Origin of the sequence: Stutzerimonas chloritidismutans (assembly GCF_051486945.1) — a bacterium.
Classification (GTDB): Bacteria; Pseudomonadota; Gammaproteobacteria; order Pseudomonadales; family Pseudomonadaceae; genus Stutzerimonas; species Stutzerimonas chloritidismutans_B.
In genome coordinates this window covers 443024-459833 of record NZ_JAHVDX010000004.1, presented here as the reverse complement: position 1 = coordinate 459833, position 16810 = coordinate 443024, and the positions used below count along the sequence as shown (strand labels likewise).

The window sequence follows — 16810 nt, the reverse complement described above, 5'->3', positions numbered from 1 at the left end:
CAGGGTATCGGAGCGGTGGGCGAAAGGTTGAGACGATACGGGTGATGTCGTTTTGATGCTACTTGGCATCGACCCAGCGGTCTGCCATCCATCGGAAGCAACCCAAGCGGCCAACTGCGTTCTTGACTGATCGGTCGCGGGGCGCCGCCTAGGTGCTTCGAGCCCGGCCGGCGGCGGCTGCACTCGGCCTTGGCTTGTCGGGCAAGGTGAACCGCTCTGGCGAGTAATTCGCAACCGCTGCGGTTGTGAGACGCCGGCTCACGGCTTTTCATTCGTGCAGCGGGGTTGGAGCGGTTAAACTCCGGGTTCCGTTCGAAAAGGCCCACAAGGTTCGGCCGGATTTAACAACAACTCAAAAGGAGATCTCCCATGAAAGGCACATCCCTCGCATGGGCCCTGTCAGCAGCACTGGCGGGCACAACCTTCGCTGGCCTGGCTCAGGCACAAGAAAACTTCGTCACCATCGGCACCGGTGGCCAGACGGGCGTTTACTACGTCGCCGGCCAGTCGATCTGCCGTTTCGTCAACCGCAACGCCGAGGACCTGAAGTGCAACGCACCAGCGAGTGGCGGCGGCGTGGCCAACGTCAACGGCCTGCGTAGCGGTGAGTTCAACTTCGGCATCATGCAGTCGGACCACCAGTACAAGGCAATGGAAGGCGTCGCGCCGTTCGAGAAAGAAGGCAAGATGGATGACATCCGCGCCGTCTTCTCGCTGCAGAGCGAAGTGTTCACCGTGCTGGCGCGCCGTGACGCCAACATCAAGGGCCTCGACGATCTGAAGGGCAAGCGTGTCAACATCGGCAACCCCGGTTCGGGCCAGCGTGACACGCTCGAAGAGATCATGAACGTCAAGGGCTGGGACAAGTCGGCCTTCGCGCTCGCCGCCGAATTGAAGCCGGCTGAACAGGCCAGCGCCCTGGGCGACAACAACATCGACGCGATGACCTACTTCGTGGGCCACCCGAACGGTGCCATCCAGGAAGCGACCACCACTGTCGACGCGGTTCTGGTGCCGATCACCGGTCCGGAAATCGACAAGCTGCTGGCTGACAAGACCTACTACACCAAGGCCGAGATCCCTGGCGGCCTGTACAAGGGCAACGACAGCGCGACCCAGTCGATCGGCGGCAAGGCCGTCCTGTCGACCACTTCCAAGGTCGATGCTGACGTGGTCTACAAGCTGGTCAAGTCGGTGTTCGAGAACCTCGAGCGCTTCCAGCGCCTGCACCCGGCATTCAAGGACCTGAAGGCCGAGGACATGATCAAGGTTGGCCTGTCCGCGCCGCTGCATGAAGGTGCCGAGCGCTACTACAAGGAACGTGGCTGGATGTAACGGGCTCCGGGCCTGACGCCGATGGCGCACAGGCCCATTGTCCGCGGCTTTCGTCTGGAAACCCGCGCCTTGCGCGGGTTTTCGCGGTTTCCGTTACCTGAAAAAACAGGCCACATTCCATGCAAGACAAAGAACTGTCCACCGAGGAACTGATCGCCCAGGACGTCGGTGCGCGTACGCCGGCGGGGGTCATGTCGGCCGTCATTGCCGGGCTCGCCCTGCTCTGGTCGCTGTTTCAACTGTGGATTGCCTCGCCGTTGCCCTTCGTCCTGGGCTTTGGCGTGCTCAACGACACCGAAACCCGCTCCATCCACCTGGCCTTCGCCCTGCTGCTGGCGTTTCTCGCCTATCCAGCCTTCAAGCGATCGCCCAGGGATCGTGTGCCGCTCGCTGACATTGCCCTGGGGCTCATCGCTGCCGCCACGGCCGCCTACCTGTTCATTGCCTACGAGCAACTGGCCCAGCGCCCTGGCAACCTGACCACGCTCGATCTGGTGACTGCCTGCGTGGGCATTCCGCTGCTGCTCGAGGCCACTCGCCGCGCGCTTGGCCCGCCGCTCGCGATCATCGCGCTGATTTTTCTCGTCTACAGCGTCGCCGGCCCCTGGATGCCAGGTCTGCTGGCGCACCGCGGGGTGAGCCTCACCGCACTGGCCAACCACCAGTGGATCACCACTGAAGGCGTGTTCGGCATCGCCCTCGGCGTTTCCACCAGCTTCGTCTTTCTGTTCGTGTTGTTCGGCGCTCTGCTGGAGCGTGCGGGCGCCGGGCACTATTTCATCCAGCTGGCCTTCAGCATGCTCGGCCATTTCCGCGGTGGCCCGGCGAAGGCCGCCGTCGTTGCCTCCGGCATGACCGGCCTGATCTCCGGTTCGTCGATCGCCAACGTGGTAACCACCGGGACCTTCACCATCCCGATGATGAAGCGCACCGGCTTCTCAGCCGAGAAGGCCGGCGCGGTGGAAGTGGCGTCATCGGTCAATGGGCAGATCATGCCGCCGGTAATGGGCGCCGCGGCCTTCCTGATGGTCGAGTACGTGGGCATTCCCTACGTCGAGGTGATCAAGCATGCCTTCCTGCCGGCGCTGATTTCCTACATCGCGCTCGTCTACATCGTGCATCTGGAGTCGCTCAAGCTTGGCCTTACCGCCCTGCCACCTGCCCAAGCGGCCAAGCCCTGGATGCAGCGTCTGATCGGTTTCGCCTTTGGCGCGGCACTGATTTCGGGGATCTCCCTGGCGGTCTATTACGGCCTCGGCTGGATGAAACCCCTGCTGGGCGATGCCACCTTGTGGGTCGTTGGCGTCCTGCTCGCGATCGTCTATGTCGGCCTGCTCAAAGTCGCTGCGAGCAACCCACCGCTGCCGGACGAAGACCCGGATGCGCCCATCGAGCAGTTGCCCAAGACCCGCCCCGTGCTGCTGTCCGGCCTGCATTTCCTGCTGCCGGTGGTGGTGCTGGTCTGGTGCCTGATGGTCGAACGCTTGTCGCCCGGCCTGTCGGCGTTCTGGGGGTCGGTGATGCTGGTGATCATCCTGCTCACCCAGCGGCCGTTGCTGTCGCTGCTGCGCAAGGATGGTGCCCATGACCACGGCAACTTCATGGACGGCGTCGTCGATCTGCGCGAAGGGCTGATCGCCGGTGCGCGCAACATGATCGGCATCGGCATCGCCACTGCGGCAGCCGGGATCATCGTCGGTGCGGTCTCGCAGACCGGCGTCGGCCTGGTGCTCGCCGACCTGGTCGAACTGCTGTCGATGGGCAACCTGCTGCTGATGCTGCTGCTCACCGCCTTCCTCAGCCTGATCCTGGGCATGGGCCTGCCGACCACTGCCAATTACATCGTGGTGTCCAGCCTGCTGGCGCCGGTGATCGTGGCGCTGGGTCAGCAAAACGGCCTGATCGTGCCGTTGATCGCGGTCCACCTGTTCGTCTTCTACTTCGGCATCATGGCCGACGTGACGCCACCGGTGGGCCTGGCCTCCTTTGCTGCGGCGGCCGTGTCGAAGGGCGATCCGATCAAGACCGGTATCACCGCGTTCTACTACAGCCTGCGCACCGCGGCGCTGCCCTTCCTGTTCATCTTCAATACCGACCTGCTGTTGATCGATGTCGATTTCGCGCACGGAGCGCTGATCTTCATCGTGGCGACCATCGCCATGCTGATCTTCGCCGCCGGCACTCAGGGTTATTTCCTGGTGCGCAGCCGGTGGTACGAGAGTGTGCTGCTGCTGTTGGTCGCATTCACGCTATTCCGCCCGGGCTTCTGGATGGACATGATCCATGACCCGTACCGCGACCTCGAGCCGACCCGGCTGGTCGAGGCTTTGGCCGACGTCGAGGAAGACAGCCAGTTGCGCCTGCGGGTGATGGGTGAGGACGACGTCGGCGACCCGCGCGAGTTCGTCGTGCTGCTGGCCATCCCGGATGGCGAGAGTGGTGAGGAGAAGCTCGAGAAGATCGGCCTGATGACCTATGAAGAGGGCGGCAAGGTGCTGATCGATAGCGTCACCTTCGGCAGCCCGGCCGCAGAGGCGGGCCTGGAGTTCGATCAGGAGATTCTGCGGGTCCGTGCGCCCACGGAGCGTTGGCCGAAGGAGTTCATGTGGATTCCGGCCTTCTTGCTGTTCGGCCTGATTGTCTGGATGCAGCGGCGGCGCCTGAACCGCTGACGCATCGAGCGTAGAAAGCCCCGGTCATGCGCTGCATGGCCGGGGCTTTTTATTGGCCAATACCGCGTGCTGAGGACTGTGAGCGCCATCGGAACAGCGTGTCCGGGGCGGCTGGGGTGATCGCGTCCCGTCTCCGGCGCCGGTTAACGGCCTCAGCCGCATGCCGGCCGCTACGATCCGCTCGTTGCGCGGATGCTTCCCCAAACCAGCTCCGCTACGCCGGCTTACCCGGCAAGGACGTCGGAGCGCCCTGTGCCTCGCGCAAGGGCTCGGCGGGCTGCCGGTTGCGTTGGCCTGGCTGGCCTTCCAGGGCCGCGTAGGCGGCGCTACAGAACAGAGAGTTCAGGCGCTTCATGTCGGCGATGAGCTCCAGATGGGCGGCGCTGGTCTCGATGCTTTCGACCACCTGCTGGTGCAGACGATGTACATGGGCATGGGCCAGCTCGCGTTCACGCTTGCGGAATTGGCGCTTCTGCTGGAGCAGCTGCCGTGCGCTGTGCGAGTCGCTGGAAAGGAACACCGACAGCCCCAGGCTCAGGTTGGCGCTGAGCAGCGCATGCAGCTGGCTGAGTTCGTCCACGCCGCGGTCGGAAAACGAGCGACGCTTGGATGTTTTGAGGTTCTGCACCTTGCCCAGCATGTGCTCGATGATGTCGCCGGCCTGCTCCAGATTGATCGCCAGCTCGATGATCTCCGCCCAGCGCCGGCTTTCCTGCTCGGCCAGGTCTTCGCGTGGCATACGCGCCAGGTACAGCTTGACGCCGCTGTAGAGCGCGTCGACGTCATCGTCCAGGCGGCGAATCTCCTCGCCGGGCTCTGGCCGATCCTCACGCAGCGCCTCGAGCAGCCGCGCCAGCATCGTTTCCACCAGATCGCCAATGCGTAATGTCTCGCGGGTGGCATTGGCCAATGCGAGGGTCGGGGTGTCCAGCGCGGTCGGGTCCAGGTGACGTGGCTGTGCGACCCCGCTATCGAGCACGCGATCCGGTAGCAGGCGCTCACAAAGCCGGGCCATCGGCTTCACGGTGGGAAGCAGCACCAGGCAACGCAGCGAGTTGTAGACCAGGTGAAAGGCGATCACCTGGGTTTGCGCGCTATAGCCAAGCGTGCCCATCCACTCGACCAGCGTCGGCAGGAAGGGCAGCACCAGCAGCCCGGCGAACTTGTACAGCAGGTTTCCCAGCGCCACCCGCCGGGCCGGGATCGGTTGGGGCGTGGCATTGAACCAGGCCAGCAGCCCACTGCCCATGTTCGCCCCGATTACCAGCCCAAGGGCCACCGGCAGGCCGATCAAGCCGGCGCTGGCCAAGGTCGCCGTAAGCAGCACAGCGGCGAGGCTGGAATAGGACAGCACCGCGAACAGGGCGCCCACGACCACGGCCAGCAAGGTGTCGCCGGCCAGTGACGAAAACAGCACGCGCATGCCGCGCGCTTCGGTGATGGGGGCTGCGGCGTGCACGATCAGTTGCAGGGCCAGGATGATCAGACCGAGGCCGATCAGAACCCGCCCAAGCTGGCCGGCGCGGGTTTGTTTGCGCGAGAGAAAAAGGCAGACGCCGACCAGGGTAAACAGGGGCGACAGCCAGGACAGATCCAGCGTCAGGACCCGCGCCATCAGCGCCGTGCCGACGTCCGCGCCGAGCATGATCGCCAACGCCGTGGGCAGTGCCATCAGGTTCTGCGCGACGAAGGAAATGGCCAGCAATGCCGTCGCGTTGCTGCTCTGCACCAACGCCGTAACGCCGAGGCCTGCGGTAAAGGCCATCGGCGCGTTGGCCATGCTGTGCCCGAGCAGCCGCCGCAGGTGCGAGCCATATACCCGCATGATCCCGGTGCGCACGATGTGCGTACCCCAGACCAGCAGGGCGATGGAGGACAGCAAGTGCAGCAGCGTCAACATCGAGCACAGGCTCCGGTATAGCAGGGTCAACGACCGCGGCTCGCCGTGAAGGCGCACGCGGGTCTATAGGGTTGACCCTCTGCCTGAGCCGGCCGTTCACGTGGCGGTCATGAACGGCTGTCCGGGCCTTAGTTCGGCGAGTAGTAGCCGACGCCGAGCAGCACGTCGTCGACGCGACGAATCAACGAATGCTTGCGTTCCACCGCATTGGTGGCCGGGTTGCACCACATGTAGTCGACCGTACCGGTGCCCTTGTCCTTGGCCAACGCGATCATCTGCCGGAACAGCGGCGTGCCAGCCGCATCGGTGACCTCACGCACATCCACCCCGACCAGGCTCGGCGAGGCGCCGCTGGCGCGGTAGCGCCCGTCGTCCAAACCGATGGCGAAGACGTATTCATCGTTCATCACGAAGTCGCCCTGCGGGTCATTGAACGCATTGAAGGCGGCCTGCGCACCGGATTGATTCACCAGTGCCACGGCGCGATCGAGCATCTTCTGCGCCTGCTCGGCTGAAGCCCGGGGCAGGTAGTAGCCAACGGCGACGATGTGGTCACCGACCTGACGGTACAGGCTGGTCTTGTTCTCCACCTTGTTGTCGACGGGGTTCAGCCAGTGATAGTCGACGGCGCCGCGGTCCGACTGGCGAGCACCCTCGAGGATCTGCCGAAAGAAGGGCGTGCCGGCGGCATCCTTGACGTCGCCCACCGTCAGCCCGACCAGCGCTCGTGAAGCGCCATTGCTGGCGAGCAGGGTGCCGCTCTGGCCGAGCACGAAGACATAGTGCTGGCCGTCGACGAAGCCGCCCTGGGGATCGTTGAAAGCGGCCAGTGCCCGCTCCGGGCCGTTCGTTTGCAAGTAGTCGGCGGCTCGGTCAAGCAGTGCGTTGGCCTGTCGCATGTGGCTGCGCTCGACCGAGCCCTTGGCCGGCGCGCTCTCCGTGGCGGCATGGGCGAGCGGGCCGGCGCATAGCACAGCCCCCAGCGACAGGATCAGCAGGTTCCGGTGGTTCGGTTTCATCGAATGCTCCTAGCCTGCGGCAGGCGACAGGCTGCAAAGGTGCGTGAAGGGCTGCCTGGCCTGAATATCCTATGTCCGGTGGGGCTATTGATATTGATCGCAAGGCGCGATGACCTCCTGCGAAAGGCGTAGGCAAAAATGCCGCACCATCGGTCCGTGAGCGCCGGGCCGGGTCGGCGCTGGGGGCCGTTCTTGCTAACCTTGGCCGCTGATCCCGCCGAAGCCGCCCGCATGCTCGACCTTTATCACGCCCCTGATCTGGAAACCCTCGGTGAACTGGCCACGCGGCTGCTTGCCCAGCCGCTGCGCGACCCCTTCGCCCCTGCGCAAGTAGTGGTGCCGAGCCAGGGCATGGGCCGCTGGCTGACCCTCGAGCTGGCCCGCAAGCAGGGCATTGCCATGCAGCTGGAGATGCAGCTGCCCGCCAAATTCGTTTGGGACCTGAGCCGCGCCGTTCTCGGCAGCCTGCCGGAGCAGTCGGCGTTTTCTCCGACGACCCTGACCTGGCGGCTCTACGGCTGGTTGTGCGAGCCGGACAATCTCGACCGGGCGCCGCGTCTGGCGCGCTATCTCGACGGCGGCGACGAACGCAGGCGACTGTCGTTGGCCGCAAAGATTGCCGACGTTTTCGATCAATACCTGCTTTATCGCGACGACTGGCTTGCGGCCTGGGAGCGTGACGAAACGCTGGATCTCGGCCCGGACGAAGCGTGGCAAGCATTGCTCTGGCGCGAGCTGACCAAGGATGGCCACCCGCACCGGGCACGGCTACTTGGTGATCTGCTTCAGCGTCTGTACAAAGAAGAGCCGCTTCCCGGGCTGCCCGAGCGGGTGCTGGTATTCGGCATCAGCAGCCTGCCGCCGCACCACTTGCGGGTGCTCGACGGCCTGGCCCGACACATCGACGTCGTGGTCTGCGCGCTCAACCCGAGCCGCGAGGCGTGGGGCGAGATTCGTGACATCCGCGAGCTGGCCAGGCAGCCATCCGCCGCTGATGACTGGTATCTGGACGTGGGCCACCCACTGTTGGCGAGCCTGGGCAAACAGGGCCGCGATTTCTTCGATTCGCTGTTCAGCCTCGCCGCCAGCGAAGGCAGCCGTGAGTTCGGCCTGTATTCCGATGATGAAGACCTGACCGACGACAGCCTCCTGCACGCCCTGCAGAACGACGTTCTGCGCCTGCACACGCGGCAGCCCGAAGCGCGCATCAACCTGGCCGAGAATGACCGTTCGCTGGAAGTCCACATCGCCCATTCGCCGCTGCGCGAAGTGGAAATCTTGCACGACCAGCTGCTTGCGCGCTTCGCCGAAGACCCGACCCTGACGCCTGACCAGGTCGTAGTGCTGACGCCGGACATCGAGCGATATGCGCCTTTCATCGAGGCGGTGTTCGCCCCGCGCGAGGGCAGCCCGCGGATTCCCTACAGCCTTGCCGACCGCAGCCTGCGCGCCGAACTGCCGCTGATCGAGGCGTTCCTCGACTTGCTGTTGCTGGCCCAGAGCCGCTTTACCGCCGAAGAAGTGCTCGCCTGGCTGGAACAGCCGGCCATTGCCCGCTGCGCCGGAATCGAAAGCGACGATCTGCCCCTGCTGCGTGACTGGCTGCGCGAAGCCGGCGTGCGTTGGGGGCGCGATGGTGCCCAACGCGCGCGCCTCGGCCTCCCGGACGAGTCTGCCTTTACCTGGCGCCAGGGGCTGGACCGCCTGCTGCTCGGCTTCGCTGCACCGCCGCAACTGGCTGGCAACGGCGCGCCGCTGCTCGGCGAGCACTGGCCGCTGGATGCGCTGGAAGGCGGTCGTGCGCAGGTGCTGGCCCGGCTGATTGAGTTTGTCGAACGGCTCGGCAAACTGGCCGACCAATTAGAGCGCCCGCGCCCGCTGGCTGATTGGGCTGATGATCTTCAGGCATTACTCGACACGCTCTTCAACGAGCGCGAGGCAGGCGACACCCTGTTGCTACTGTCGCAAGCCTGCGCGGCGTTGCGCGACCAGGCCCAGGCGGCGGACCTCACGCGGCCCATCGAACTCGCGCTGGTGCACCAACAGCTCAGCGCCGCGCTGCAGCAAGGCGGCGGCGTCTCGGGTTTTCTCACTGGCGCGGTGACCTTCTGCACCATGGTGCCGATGCGCAGCCTGCCGTTTCGCGTGGTCTGTCTGCTCGGGCTGGATGACGGCGCCTTCCCGCGGCGCACACCGCCCTCGGGCTTCGACCTGATCGGCCGCCATCCCCGCCGTGGCGATCGCGCGCGGCGACTCGATGACCGTTACCTGCTGTTGGAAACGCTGCTCTCGGCGCGTCAGGCGCTGTACCTGTCCTATGTCGGCCGCGACCCTCGGGACAACGCTACGTTGCCACCGTCGGTGCTGCTCAGCGAAGTGCTCGAAGCCGTCGACATGACCGCCGTCGTTAAGAGCGAGCTGGCTCGCGATCGGGCCAGCGCTGAGTTCGTCCAGCAGACAGAATCCAAGGCCAGCGAGAAGATTCTTATTGCCCATCCCTTGCAGCCGTTTTCACCGCGCAACTTCGCCGAATCGCCTTGCGCCGGCTACTCGCTGCCCTGGTTCCGCGCGGCCCAGCGTCTGGCCGAGCCGCCCGACATCCAGCCGCAGCCGTTTGCCAGCGTGCTTGCCGAACCCGATGACGCCTGGCTGACCCTGGAGCCATCGCAGCTGCTGCAGTGCTTCCGCCACCCGGCACGTTTCCTTCTCGAGCAGCGCTTGGGTGTGCGCCTGGCAGACGACCAAGAAGCGCTCGCCACCGACGAGCCCTTTGACCTGGAGCTGCCGGCCTGGAACGGCCTGCGCCGCCTGACGTTGCAGGCCATGGAGCACGGTTGGAGCGACGAGGACGAGCGGCGCATGGCCTGCGCGGCGGGCTGGCTGCCCACCGGCGAACTGGGCCAGGCGCTCTGGGGCAAGCTGCGCGGCCCGGTACGCGCCTTTACCCCGCGGCTATTCGAGCTGCGCCCCGAGGCCGTGCCCGAGCCGCTTGCCGTGGACATCACGCTGGCGGGCGTGCGCATCCACGGCTGGCTCGACGGCGTCACTCCGGGTGGGCTGTTCGGCTGGAAGCTCGGCAAGCTGGGCGAGTGGGATCTGCCGCCGTTCTGGTTGCGTCACTTGCTCCTGAACCTCTCCGCGACGCCGGGTATCGAGCGCCACAGCATGATGCTGTCGCCGGCCGGGGACTGGCAGCTCGGGCCGCTGGCCAATGCGGCCGAGCTGCTCGAGCCCTGGCTCGATGCCTATCGGCACGCTATCCGCGAACCGTTGCCGCTGCTGCCCCGCAGCAGCCACGCCTTTGCCAAGGGCTACCGCAAACCGGCGCGCGGCAGCGAGCCTATCGAGACGGCCCGCAAGCGGGCGCGGGAGGCCTGGGTCGGGGCTGAGTTCAGCCCCATCGCTGCCGAGTCCGAAGACCCCTGGAATGCCTTGGCCTTCCGCGATCGCGATCCGCTGGACGAGCGATTCGAAACCCTGGCCCAACGGCTGATAGGCCCGGCGCTGGATGCGTTGAAGGTGCCGGAGGATGGGGAATGAACGTGTTTGGCTTTGCTAGCCGGGCTCGGCCCCGCGTTGCGCCCTTCATGGGCGCCTCACTTTTCTTTGCTCGCGCAAAGAAAAGTAAGCAAAAGAAAGCGCGCCCCTGCATACGGGTCTGGTCGCTGCGCGACCGGACTTCCCTCACTCCAGCATTGCTCCGGGGGCACGCCACGAAGGGACGTCCCTGTCCCTTCGTGACTCGCTCGGCGTCCATGCCTCGCGACCCCCTGCGCAACGCCTGCGCTCGGCCTCCTGAAGGGGAACCGGGTGCCGTCCCGACTGCGATGCAACGATCATTGCATCGCGATCATCGTTGTCTTGCCAATGCTTCGGTAATACGAGGCAGGTCGGGCCGGGAACCGGGCCCCCTCAGGAGGCCGAGTGGAATCGGTCTGGAAGTGGTCGAGCGGCATGGACGCCGCGAGAGCTCCGAAGGGGCATGGACGCCCCTTCGGAGCGGGCCGCTGGAGGGCCGATGGAGCGAGGGAACCCCGGCGCAGCCGGGGCCGGGTGTGGGGTGTGCTTTCTCTTTGGTTACTTTCTCTTTGCACACGCAAAGAGAAAGTGACTCGCCCGGCGGGGCGAAACCCGGACTTATCAGCAATACAGATGCTGCCGATACATCGCTCGCCTGGCAGGGAACTGATCAATGAAACTCGACCTGCTCGATTCCCCCTTCGACGGCCGCTCGCTGATCGAAGCCAGCGCCGGCACCGGCAAGACCTGGACGCTGACCGCGCTATACGCCCGCCTGCTGCTCGAGCGGCAGTTGTCGGTCGGCCAGATCCTCGTTGTTACCTATACCACCGCCGCGACTGCCGAGCTGCGCGAGCGCATCCGCGCGCGGCTGGCCGACCTGCTGGCGGTCTACGAGGGCACGCCCAGCGAGGACGACTTCCTCAACCGGCTGCACGCCCGCTACCCCGACGAAGCCTCGCGGCGGCGCTTGCTGCTCGCCGTGCATGGCTTCGATGAAGCAGCAATCTTCACCATCCACGGCTTTTGCCAGCGGGCCTTGCAGGACGCGGCCTTTGAAGCCGGCGGCGATTTCGACAGTGAACTGACCGCCGATGACCGCGAGCTCATCGATGCGCTGCTCGCCGATGCCTGGCGCAGCGAGCTGGCGGCAGCGGACCCGGCTTGGGCGCGTTTCCTCGCGAAGCAGCGGATCACCCCGCAGGCGCTGCGCCAGCGGCTGCGCAGCCATCTGGGCAAGCCTTACCTGCGGGTCGAGCCGCAGGGCACACCGGTGGCTGCCGACCTGCGTCCGGTCGAGGCGGCCTGGCAGCGGGCCGCGGCGCTATGGCGCGAGGCTGGCGTTGCCTGGGTGACGGAGCTGTCAGCCCACGACGGGCTCAACCAGAGTACGCACAAGCGCATCAAATTCGATCCCTGGCGGGCCGAGCTGGACGCCTATTTCGCCGATCCCGCCGTCATGTTCGACCTGCCTGACGGCGCGGCGAAATTCGGCGTGCGTGCGCTCAGCAAGGCCTGCAAGAAGGGCTTCGACGCGCCCGTTTGCGAGCTGGCCCACGCCCTCGACGCGCTGTGCGACCAGGTTGCCGAGGCCCTGCCGGCCGGCGCGCAGCGGCTGGTGGCGTTACAGGTCGAGCTGCTGGCGCGGCTCGACCGCGAATTGCCCGAGCGCAAAGCGGCGCAGCGGCTGCTGGCCTTCGACGACCTGCTCAACCGCCTCAATCAGGCCCTGCGAGGCCCGGCAGGCGACGACCTGGCTGCTTCCCTGCGCGCGAGCTATCCGCTGGCGTTGATCGACGAGTTTCAAGACACCGATCCGATCCAGTACGCCATCTTCGACCGCATCTACACCAAGGGCAGCCCGGCCTCGCTGTGCTTCGTCGGTGATCCCAAGCAGGCCATCTACGCCTTTCGCGGTGCGGACCTGGCGACCTACATGACGGCCAAGCAGCAGGCCGACCGCGAGCCGTTCAACCTGCCGACCAACTACCGATCGACGCCCGAGTTGATCGATGCGCTGAACCGGCTGTTCGAGCACCCGGAGCCCTTCGCCCAGCGTGACCTGCAGTACCCGAGCGTCGATGCTGCCGAGAAACCGCGCGCCACGCTGCGCCTGGTAGAGGAGGGCGGAGCGGCACCGCTGTCGCTGGTCTGGCTCGGTGACGATCCGCTAGGCAAGGGCGAAGCTGCCGAGCGGGTCGCCAGCGACACCGCACGGCGCATCGCGATCCAGCTGGCAGCGGCCGCCGAGGGGCGCGCCGGCTTCTACAAAGGCGGCCAATTCACCCCGCTGAAAGGCGGCGACATCGCGGTGCTGGTCGCCAACCATCGGCAGGCTGGAATGATCGCCGAGGAATTGGCCGCCCGCGGCGTTCCCAGCGTGCGGCGTGGGCGTGACAGTGTTTGGCGCAGCGAAGAGGCGACCGAGCTCGCCGCAATCCTGGCTGCCTATGTCGAACCTGGGCGCGAAGGCCTGCTGCGCCATGCGCTGGCCACGCGGATGCTAGGCCGCAGCGCTGCCGATCTGGCGCGTTGTCAGGACGATCAGCAGGCGTGGGACGCCGAACGCGAAGCCGCCGAGCGCTATCACCAGTTGTGGCAGCAGCAGGGCTTCATGCGCGTGTTTCGTGCCTGGCTCGACGAGCAGGCGGTGGCCGAGCGGCTGCTGGCGCGGGTCGATGGCGAACGCCGGCTGACCAACCTGCTGCACCTCGGCGAGCTGCTACAGGCCGAGAGCCTGGTGCGGCCCGGCCTGGAACCGCTAATCGCCTGGTTTAATGCGCAGCGCAATAGCGAAGGCGGTGGCGAGGAGGCGCTGCTGCGCCTGGAAAGCGATGCCGAGCGCGTCCAGATCGTCACCATCCACACCAGCAAGGGCCTCGAATACCCGCTGGTGTTCTGCCCGTTCCTTTGGGACGGCAAGCTGCTCGGCAAGCATCCCGACAGCGCCCGCTGTCACGACGCAGAGGGCCGGCCACTGCTGGACCTGGGCAGCGAAGCCTTCGAGGAACACCTCGAAGGCGCGCGCCAGGAGGCCTTCGCTGAGCAGCTGCGCCTGGCTTATGTCGCGCTGACCCGCGCCCGTGACCGGCTCTGGCTGCATTGGGGGCCGGTCAGCCTGTGCAAGCCGAAGAAGGACGGCACCTTCGCCGACGAGGGCCTGCATACCAGTGCCTTGGCCTGGCTGCTGCACGGGCGCACGTTGGCGGGAGAGCGGCCACTGGCCGAGCTGAGTGAACATCTGGGTGCGCTGGAGGGCAGCAGCCTACGCCTGGCCATCGAACGGTTAGTCGACAACAGCGATGGGCGTATCGCCTGCCTGCCGCTGGAGTCGCGCGAAGCCAGCGCGCAGGGCCCAGGCCGCGCCGCGCCGCCTAGGCATTTGTCGCAGCTCAACCGCAGCCTGCACAGCGCCTGGCGCATTGGCAGCTTCTCCGGCCTCGCCGCGGGTATGCACATGGAAGCGCCCGACCGCGATGCCCTGGCGATGCCCGATGCCGGTGAACCAGGCACGGGCTTTTTCGCCTTTCCCCGCGGTGCGCGGGCCGGCACCTGCCTGCACGCGATCCTCGAAGACTGGGCGCGGGGCAAGGGCGAGCTGGCGCAGCTGGTCGAACCGGCGCTTCAGGCTTACGGCCTGCCGCTGGAATGGCGGGACATCGCCATTCGGCACCTCCAGCAGGTGCTGGAAACCGACCTGAATGGTGCCGGCCTGACGCTGGCGAGCCTGCAGTCGGCGCGGCGCCTGCCTGAACTAGGGTTCACCTTCCCCGTGCGTGACCTGGACGTGGCGCGGCTGCGGCGGCTGCTTGTCGATCCGGGCAACGGATTGGCCGAGCCCCTGCGCGAGGCGGCGTCGCGGCTGGAGTTCGACAGCCTCAAGGGCTTCCTCAAGGGTTTCATCGACCTGACCTTCGAGCACGACGGCCGCTGGTACATCGCTGACTACAAGTCCAACTGGCTCGGCCCGGATGCGGGTTACTACGGCGGCGAGCGGCTGCTGCAGGCGCTGGCCGCCGAGCATTATTACCTGCAATACCTGATCTACCTGGTCGCACTGCGCCGCTTCCTGCGCCAGCGCCTTGCCGATTTCCGCGACGAGCAGCTGGGTGGAGCCTTCTACCTGTTCCTGCGCGGGATGCCCGAGGCGGGTGTGTATTTCGCACGGCCCGATGACGCGTTGCTCGATGCGCTGGATCGCTTGTTCGAGGAGGGCAAGTGATGCCCATCCTATTCGCCTGGCGGGTTGCTCCGACTCTACGACCAACCAGGAGCCAGCCTGCCGCCTGCTCCCTGTCCCCTAGCGGGAGTGGGCATATAGGCGCCGTTGAGCGTTTGGGGCAGCTGATCCACACTGCGCCCAGGGAGGGTGCAACCCATCGATACGCAGGCGCCTGCCACCGCTCCGTGAGGACGCATCCATGACGCTTCAAGAGCTACCCCTCGGTCCGCTGGAGCGTGCCATCGTCGGCAGTTTGCAGCGCCTCGAGCCACAGGCCGCCGAGCCGGTGCTGGTGGCCGCCGCGCTGTGCTGCGAGGCGCTGGGCCGCGGTGATGTCTGCCTGCCGCTACGTCGCCTGGGTGGTCAACGGCCGTGGCCGGAGCACGATTTCAACCTGCCGCCGCTCGACACCTGGCGCGAGATGCTGGAGGCCTCGCCCCTGGTTGGTGTGCCAGGCGACTACGCACCGCTGATCCTCCATGGCGATCGGCTTTACCTCGCCCGTTACCAAGCCTACGAGCAAGGGTTGGCTGAGCAGCTAATCGCCCGCGCAACTGAAGCCCCGGCTGTGGACGAAGCGCAGCTCGCCGACAGCCTGGCGCGGCTGTTCGCCTTCAACCAGCAGCGCCCGGACTGGCAGCGCCTGGCCGCCGCCCAGGCGGTACGCCGGCGCCTGGCCGTGATCTCCGGCGGCCCTGGCACCGGCAAGACCACCACGGTGGTGCGCTTGCTGGCCGCGTTGCTCGAACAGCCGGGCAGCGAGCGTCTGGCCATCGGCCTCGCCGCGCCCACCGGCAAGGCCGCTGCGCGGATGGCCGAGGCGATCCGCGACGCCAAGGCCGATCTGCCGGTCAGCGAGGCGGTCAAGACGGCGCTGCCGGACGAGGCGCGTACCCTGCATCGCCTGCTAGGCAGCCGCGGCGACAGCCCACGGGTTCGTCACGATGCATCCCATCCGCTGGCGTTGGACGTGCTGGTCGTGGACGAGGCCTCCATGGTTGACCTGGCCTTGATGGCCAAGCTGGTCGATGCCCTGCCGCCCAAGGCGCGGTTGATCCTGCTCGGCGACAAGGATCAGCTCGCCGCCGTTGAAGCCGGTGCAGTCTTCGCCGAGCTTTGCGAGGGGCGCGGTTTCGATGCCGAGGCAGCGAGCGAGCTGGAACGTCTCACCGGTCAGCCGGTGCCCGTCGAGCCACCGCGCTCGCGCCTCGGCGATGCCGTGGTGCTGCTGACCCACAGCCATCGTTTCGCCGGCGACAGCGGCATCGGGGAGCTGGCACGGCGAATAAACGGCGGCGATGCGAAGGGGACCGTCGCGCTGCTGCAGGAAAATCGTGATGACCTGGTCTGGAACGCGACACCGACCCCGGGCGCGCTGATCGAGCGGCTGGAGCAAGGCTACTCACCCTACTTGCAGGCCGCGCGGCAGGCCGACCCCGCGGCGGCTTTCGCCGCCTTCAATGATTTCCGTGCGCTGACGGCGCAGCGTGACGGCCCGTTTGGCGTGACTGGCATCAACGAGGCACTGGAGGCGCGCTTCAAACGCCGCTTCGGCGTCGCGAGCCGTGAGCGCTGGTATCCCGGCCGCGCGGTAATGGTGCGGCAGAACGACTATGCGCTGGGCCTGTTCAACGGAGACATCGGCCTGTGCCTGAACACCGACCAGGGTTTGCGGGTGTTCTTCGAGGGCGACGAGGGTCATCGCGGCTTCGCCCCGGCGCGCCTGCCGAGCCATGACAGCGCCTTCGCGATGACGGTGCACAAGAGCCAGGGCTCGGAGTTCGCCGAGGTGTTGCTGGCGCTGCCTGAGCAACCGAGCCCGCTGTTGACGCGCGCGTTGCTCTACACCGGCATCACCCGCGCCAAGCGGGTCGTGGAGATTTGGGCGCTGCCGGCGCGGTTGGCTGAGGCGGTTGCCACTCGGGCCGAACGCGCCGCCGGACTTGCCGAGCGGCTGGCATCGGCATCGGCACGGGTATCAGCAGCAGAGGCGGTGGCGCCCGTTGTCCGCGACGGCCCGCCGGCGCAACCCGAGCCGGCCGGTGACCAGCTCAGCCTGTTCTGAACAGGGTCACCGGTCACGAACCCTGCATGATCGCCGCCAATGCAGGCTCGTTTCGTGAAACGGTTGCCGGTATCCGCT

The 16810-nt window shown here is 66.5% G+C and carries 7 protein-coding genes; 5 read left to right on the top strand and 2 right to left on the bottom strand.

Features of this window, described 5'->3' with window-relative positions:
- Positions 1-369: 369 nt before the first annotated feature.
- Positions 370-1335: a TAXI family TRAP transporter solute-binding subunit gene (locus KXR72_RS17470; protein WP_437422361.1), complete on the top strand. Its 966-nt coding sequence runs from the start codon at positions 370-372 to the stop codon at positions 1333-1335.
- Positions 1336-1454: 119 nt separating this feature from the next.
- Positions 1455-4007, top strand: a complete 2553-nt coding sequence (locus tag KXR72_RS17465; RefSeq protein ID WP_437422360.1) for a TRAP transporter permease — start codon at positions 1455-1457, stop codon at positions 4005-4007.
- Positions 4008-4221: 214 nt separating this feature from the next.
- On the opposite strand, the gene KXR72_RS17460 is transcribed toward KXR72_RS17465, so the two are convergent.
- Both KXR72_RS17460 and KXR72_RS17455 read right to left on the bottom strand, forming a co-directional pair.
- Positions 4222-5907: a Na/Pi cotransporter family protein gene (locus tag KXR72_RS17460; RefSeq protein ID WP_437422359.1), complete on the bottom strand. Its 1686-nt coding sequence runs from the start codon at positions 5905-5907 to the stop codon at positions 4222-4224.
- A 128-nt stretch (positions 5908-6035) separates the two neighbouring features.
- Positions 6036-6926, bottom strand: coding sequence for a cache domain-containing protein (locus KXR72_RS17455; RefSeq protein WP_437422358.1), 891 nt, complete (start codon positions 6924-6926; stop codon positions 6036-6038).
- 231 nt (positions 6927-7157) lie between these two features.
- Here KXR72_RS17455 and recC point away from each other — a divergent pair, with 231 nt between their 5' ends.
- The 3 genes from recC (at position 7158) to recD (ending at position 16732) form a co-directional block, all read left to right on the top strand.
- Complete coding sequence (gene recC / locus KXR72_RS17450; protein WP_437422516.1) at positions 7158-10466, top strand: exodeoxyribonuclease V subunit gamma; 3309 nt, start codon at positions 7158-7160, stop codon at positions 10464-10466.
- 652 nt (positions 10467-11118) lie between these two features.
- Positions 11119-14667 carry an exodeoxyribonuclease V subunit beta gene (gene recB, locus KXR72_RS17445; RefSeq protein ID WP_437422357.1) on the top strand — a complete coding sequence of 1183 codons (3549 nt, stop codon included), beginning with the start codon at positions 11119-11121 and terminating at the stop codon, positions 14665-14667.
- A 199-nt stretch (positions 14668-14866) separates the two neighbouring features.
- The gene (gene recD / locus KXR72_RS17440) at positions 14867-16732 is read left to right on the top strand and encodes an exodeoxyribonuclease V subunit alpha (protein WP_437422356.1); all 1866 of its coding nucleotides are present in this window, start codon (positions 14867-14869) and stop codon (positions 16730-16732) included.
- Positions 16733-16810: the final 78 nt, after the last annotated feature.

Coding starts and splice junctions, on each gene's coding strand:
- KXR72_RS17460 (WP_437422359.1), bottom strand. CDS start 5,907: ATGTTGACGCTGCTGCACTTGCTGTCCTCCATCGCCCTGCTGGTCTGG.
- recD (WP_437422356.1), top strand. CDS start 14,867: ATGACGCTTCAAGAGCTACCCCTCGGTCCGCTGGAGCGTGCCATCGTC.
- recB (WP_437422357.1), top strand. CDS start 11,119: ATGAAACTCGACCTGCTCGATTCCCCCTTCGACGGCCGCTCGCTGATC.
- KXR72_RS17455 (WP_437422358.1), bottom strand. CDS start 6,926: ATGAAACCGAACCACCGGAACCTGCTGATCCTGTCGCTGGGGGCTGTG.
- KXR72_RS17465 (WP_437422360.1), top strand. CDS start 1,455: ATGCAAGACAAAGAACTGTCCACCGAGGAACTGATCGCCCAGGACGTC.
- recC (WP_437422516.1), top strand. CDS start 7,158: ATGCTCGACCTTTATCACGCCCCTGATCTGGAAACCCTCGGTGAACTG.
- KXR72_RS17470 (WP_437422361.1), top strand. CDS start 370: ATGAAAGGCACATCCCTCGCATGGGCCCTGTCAGCAGCACTGGCGGGC.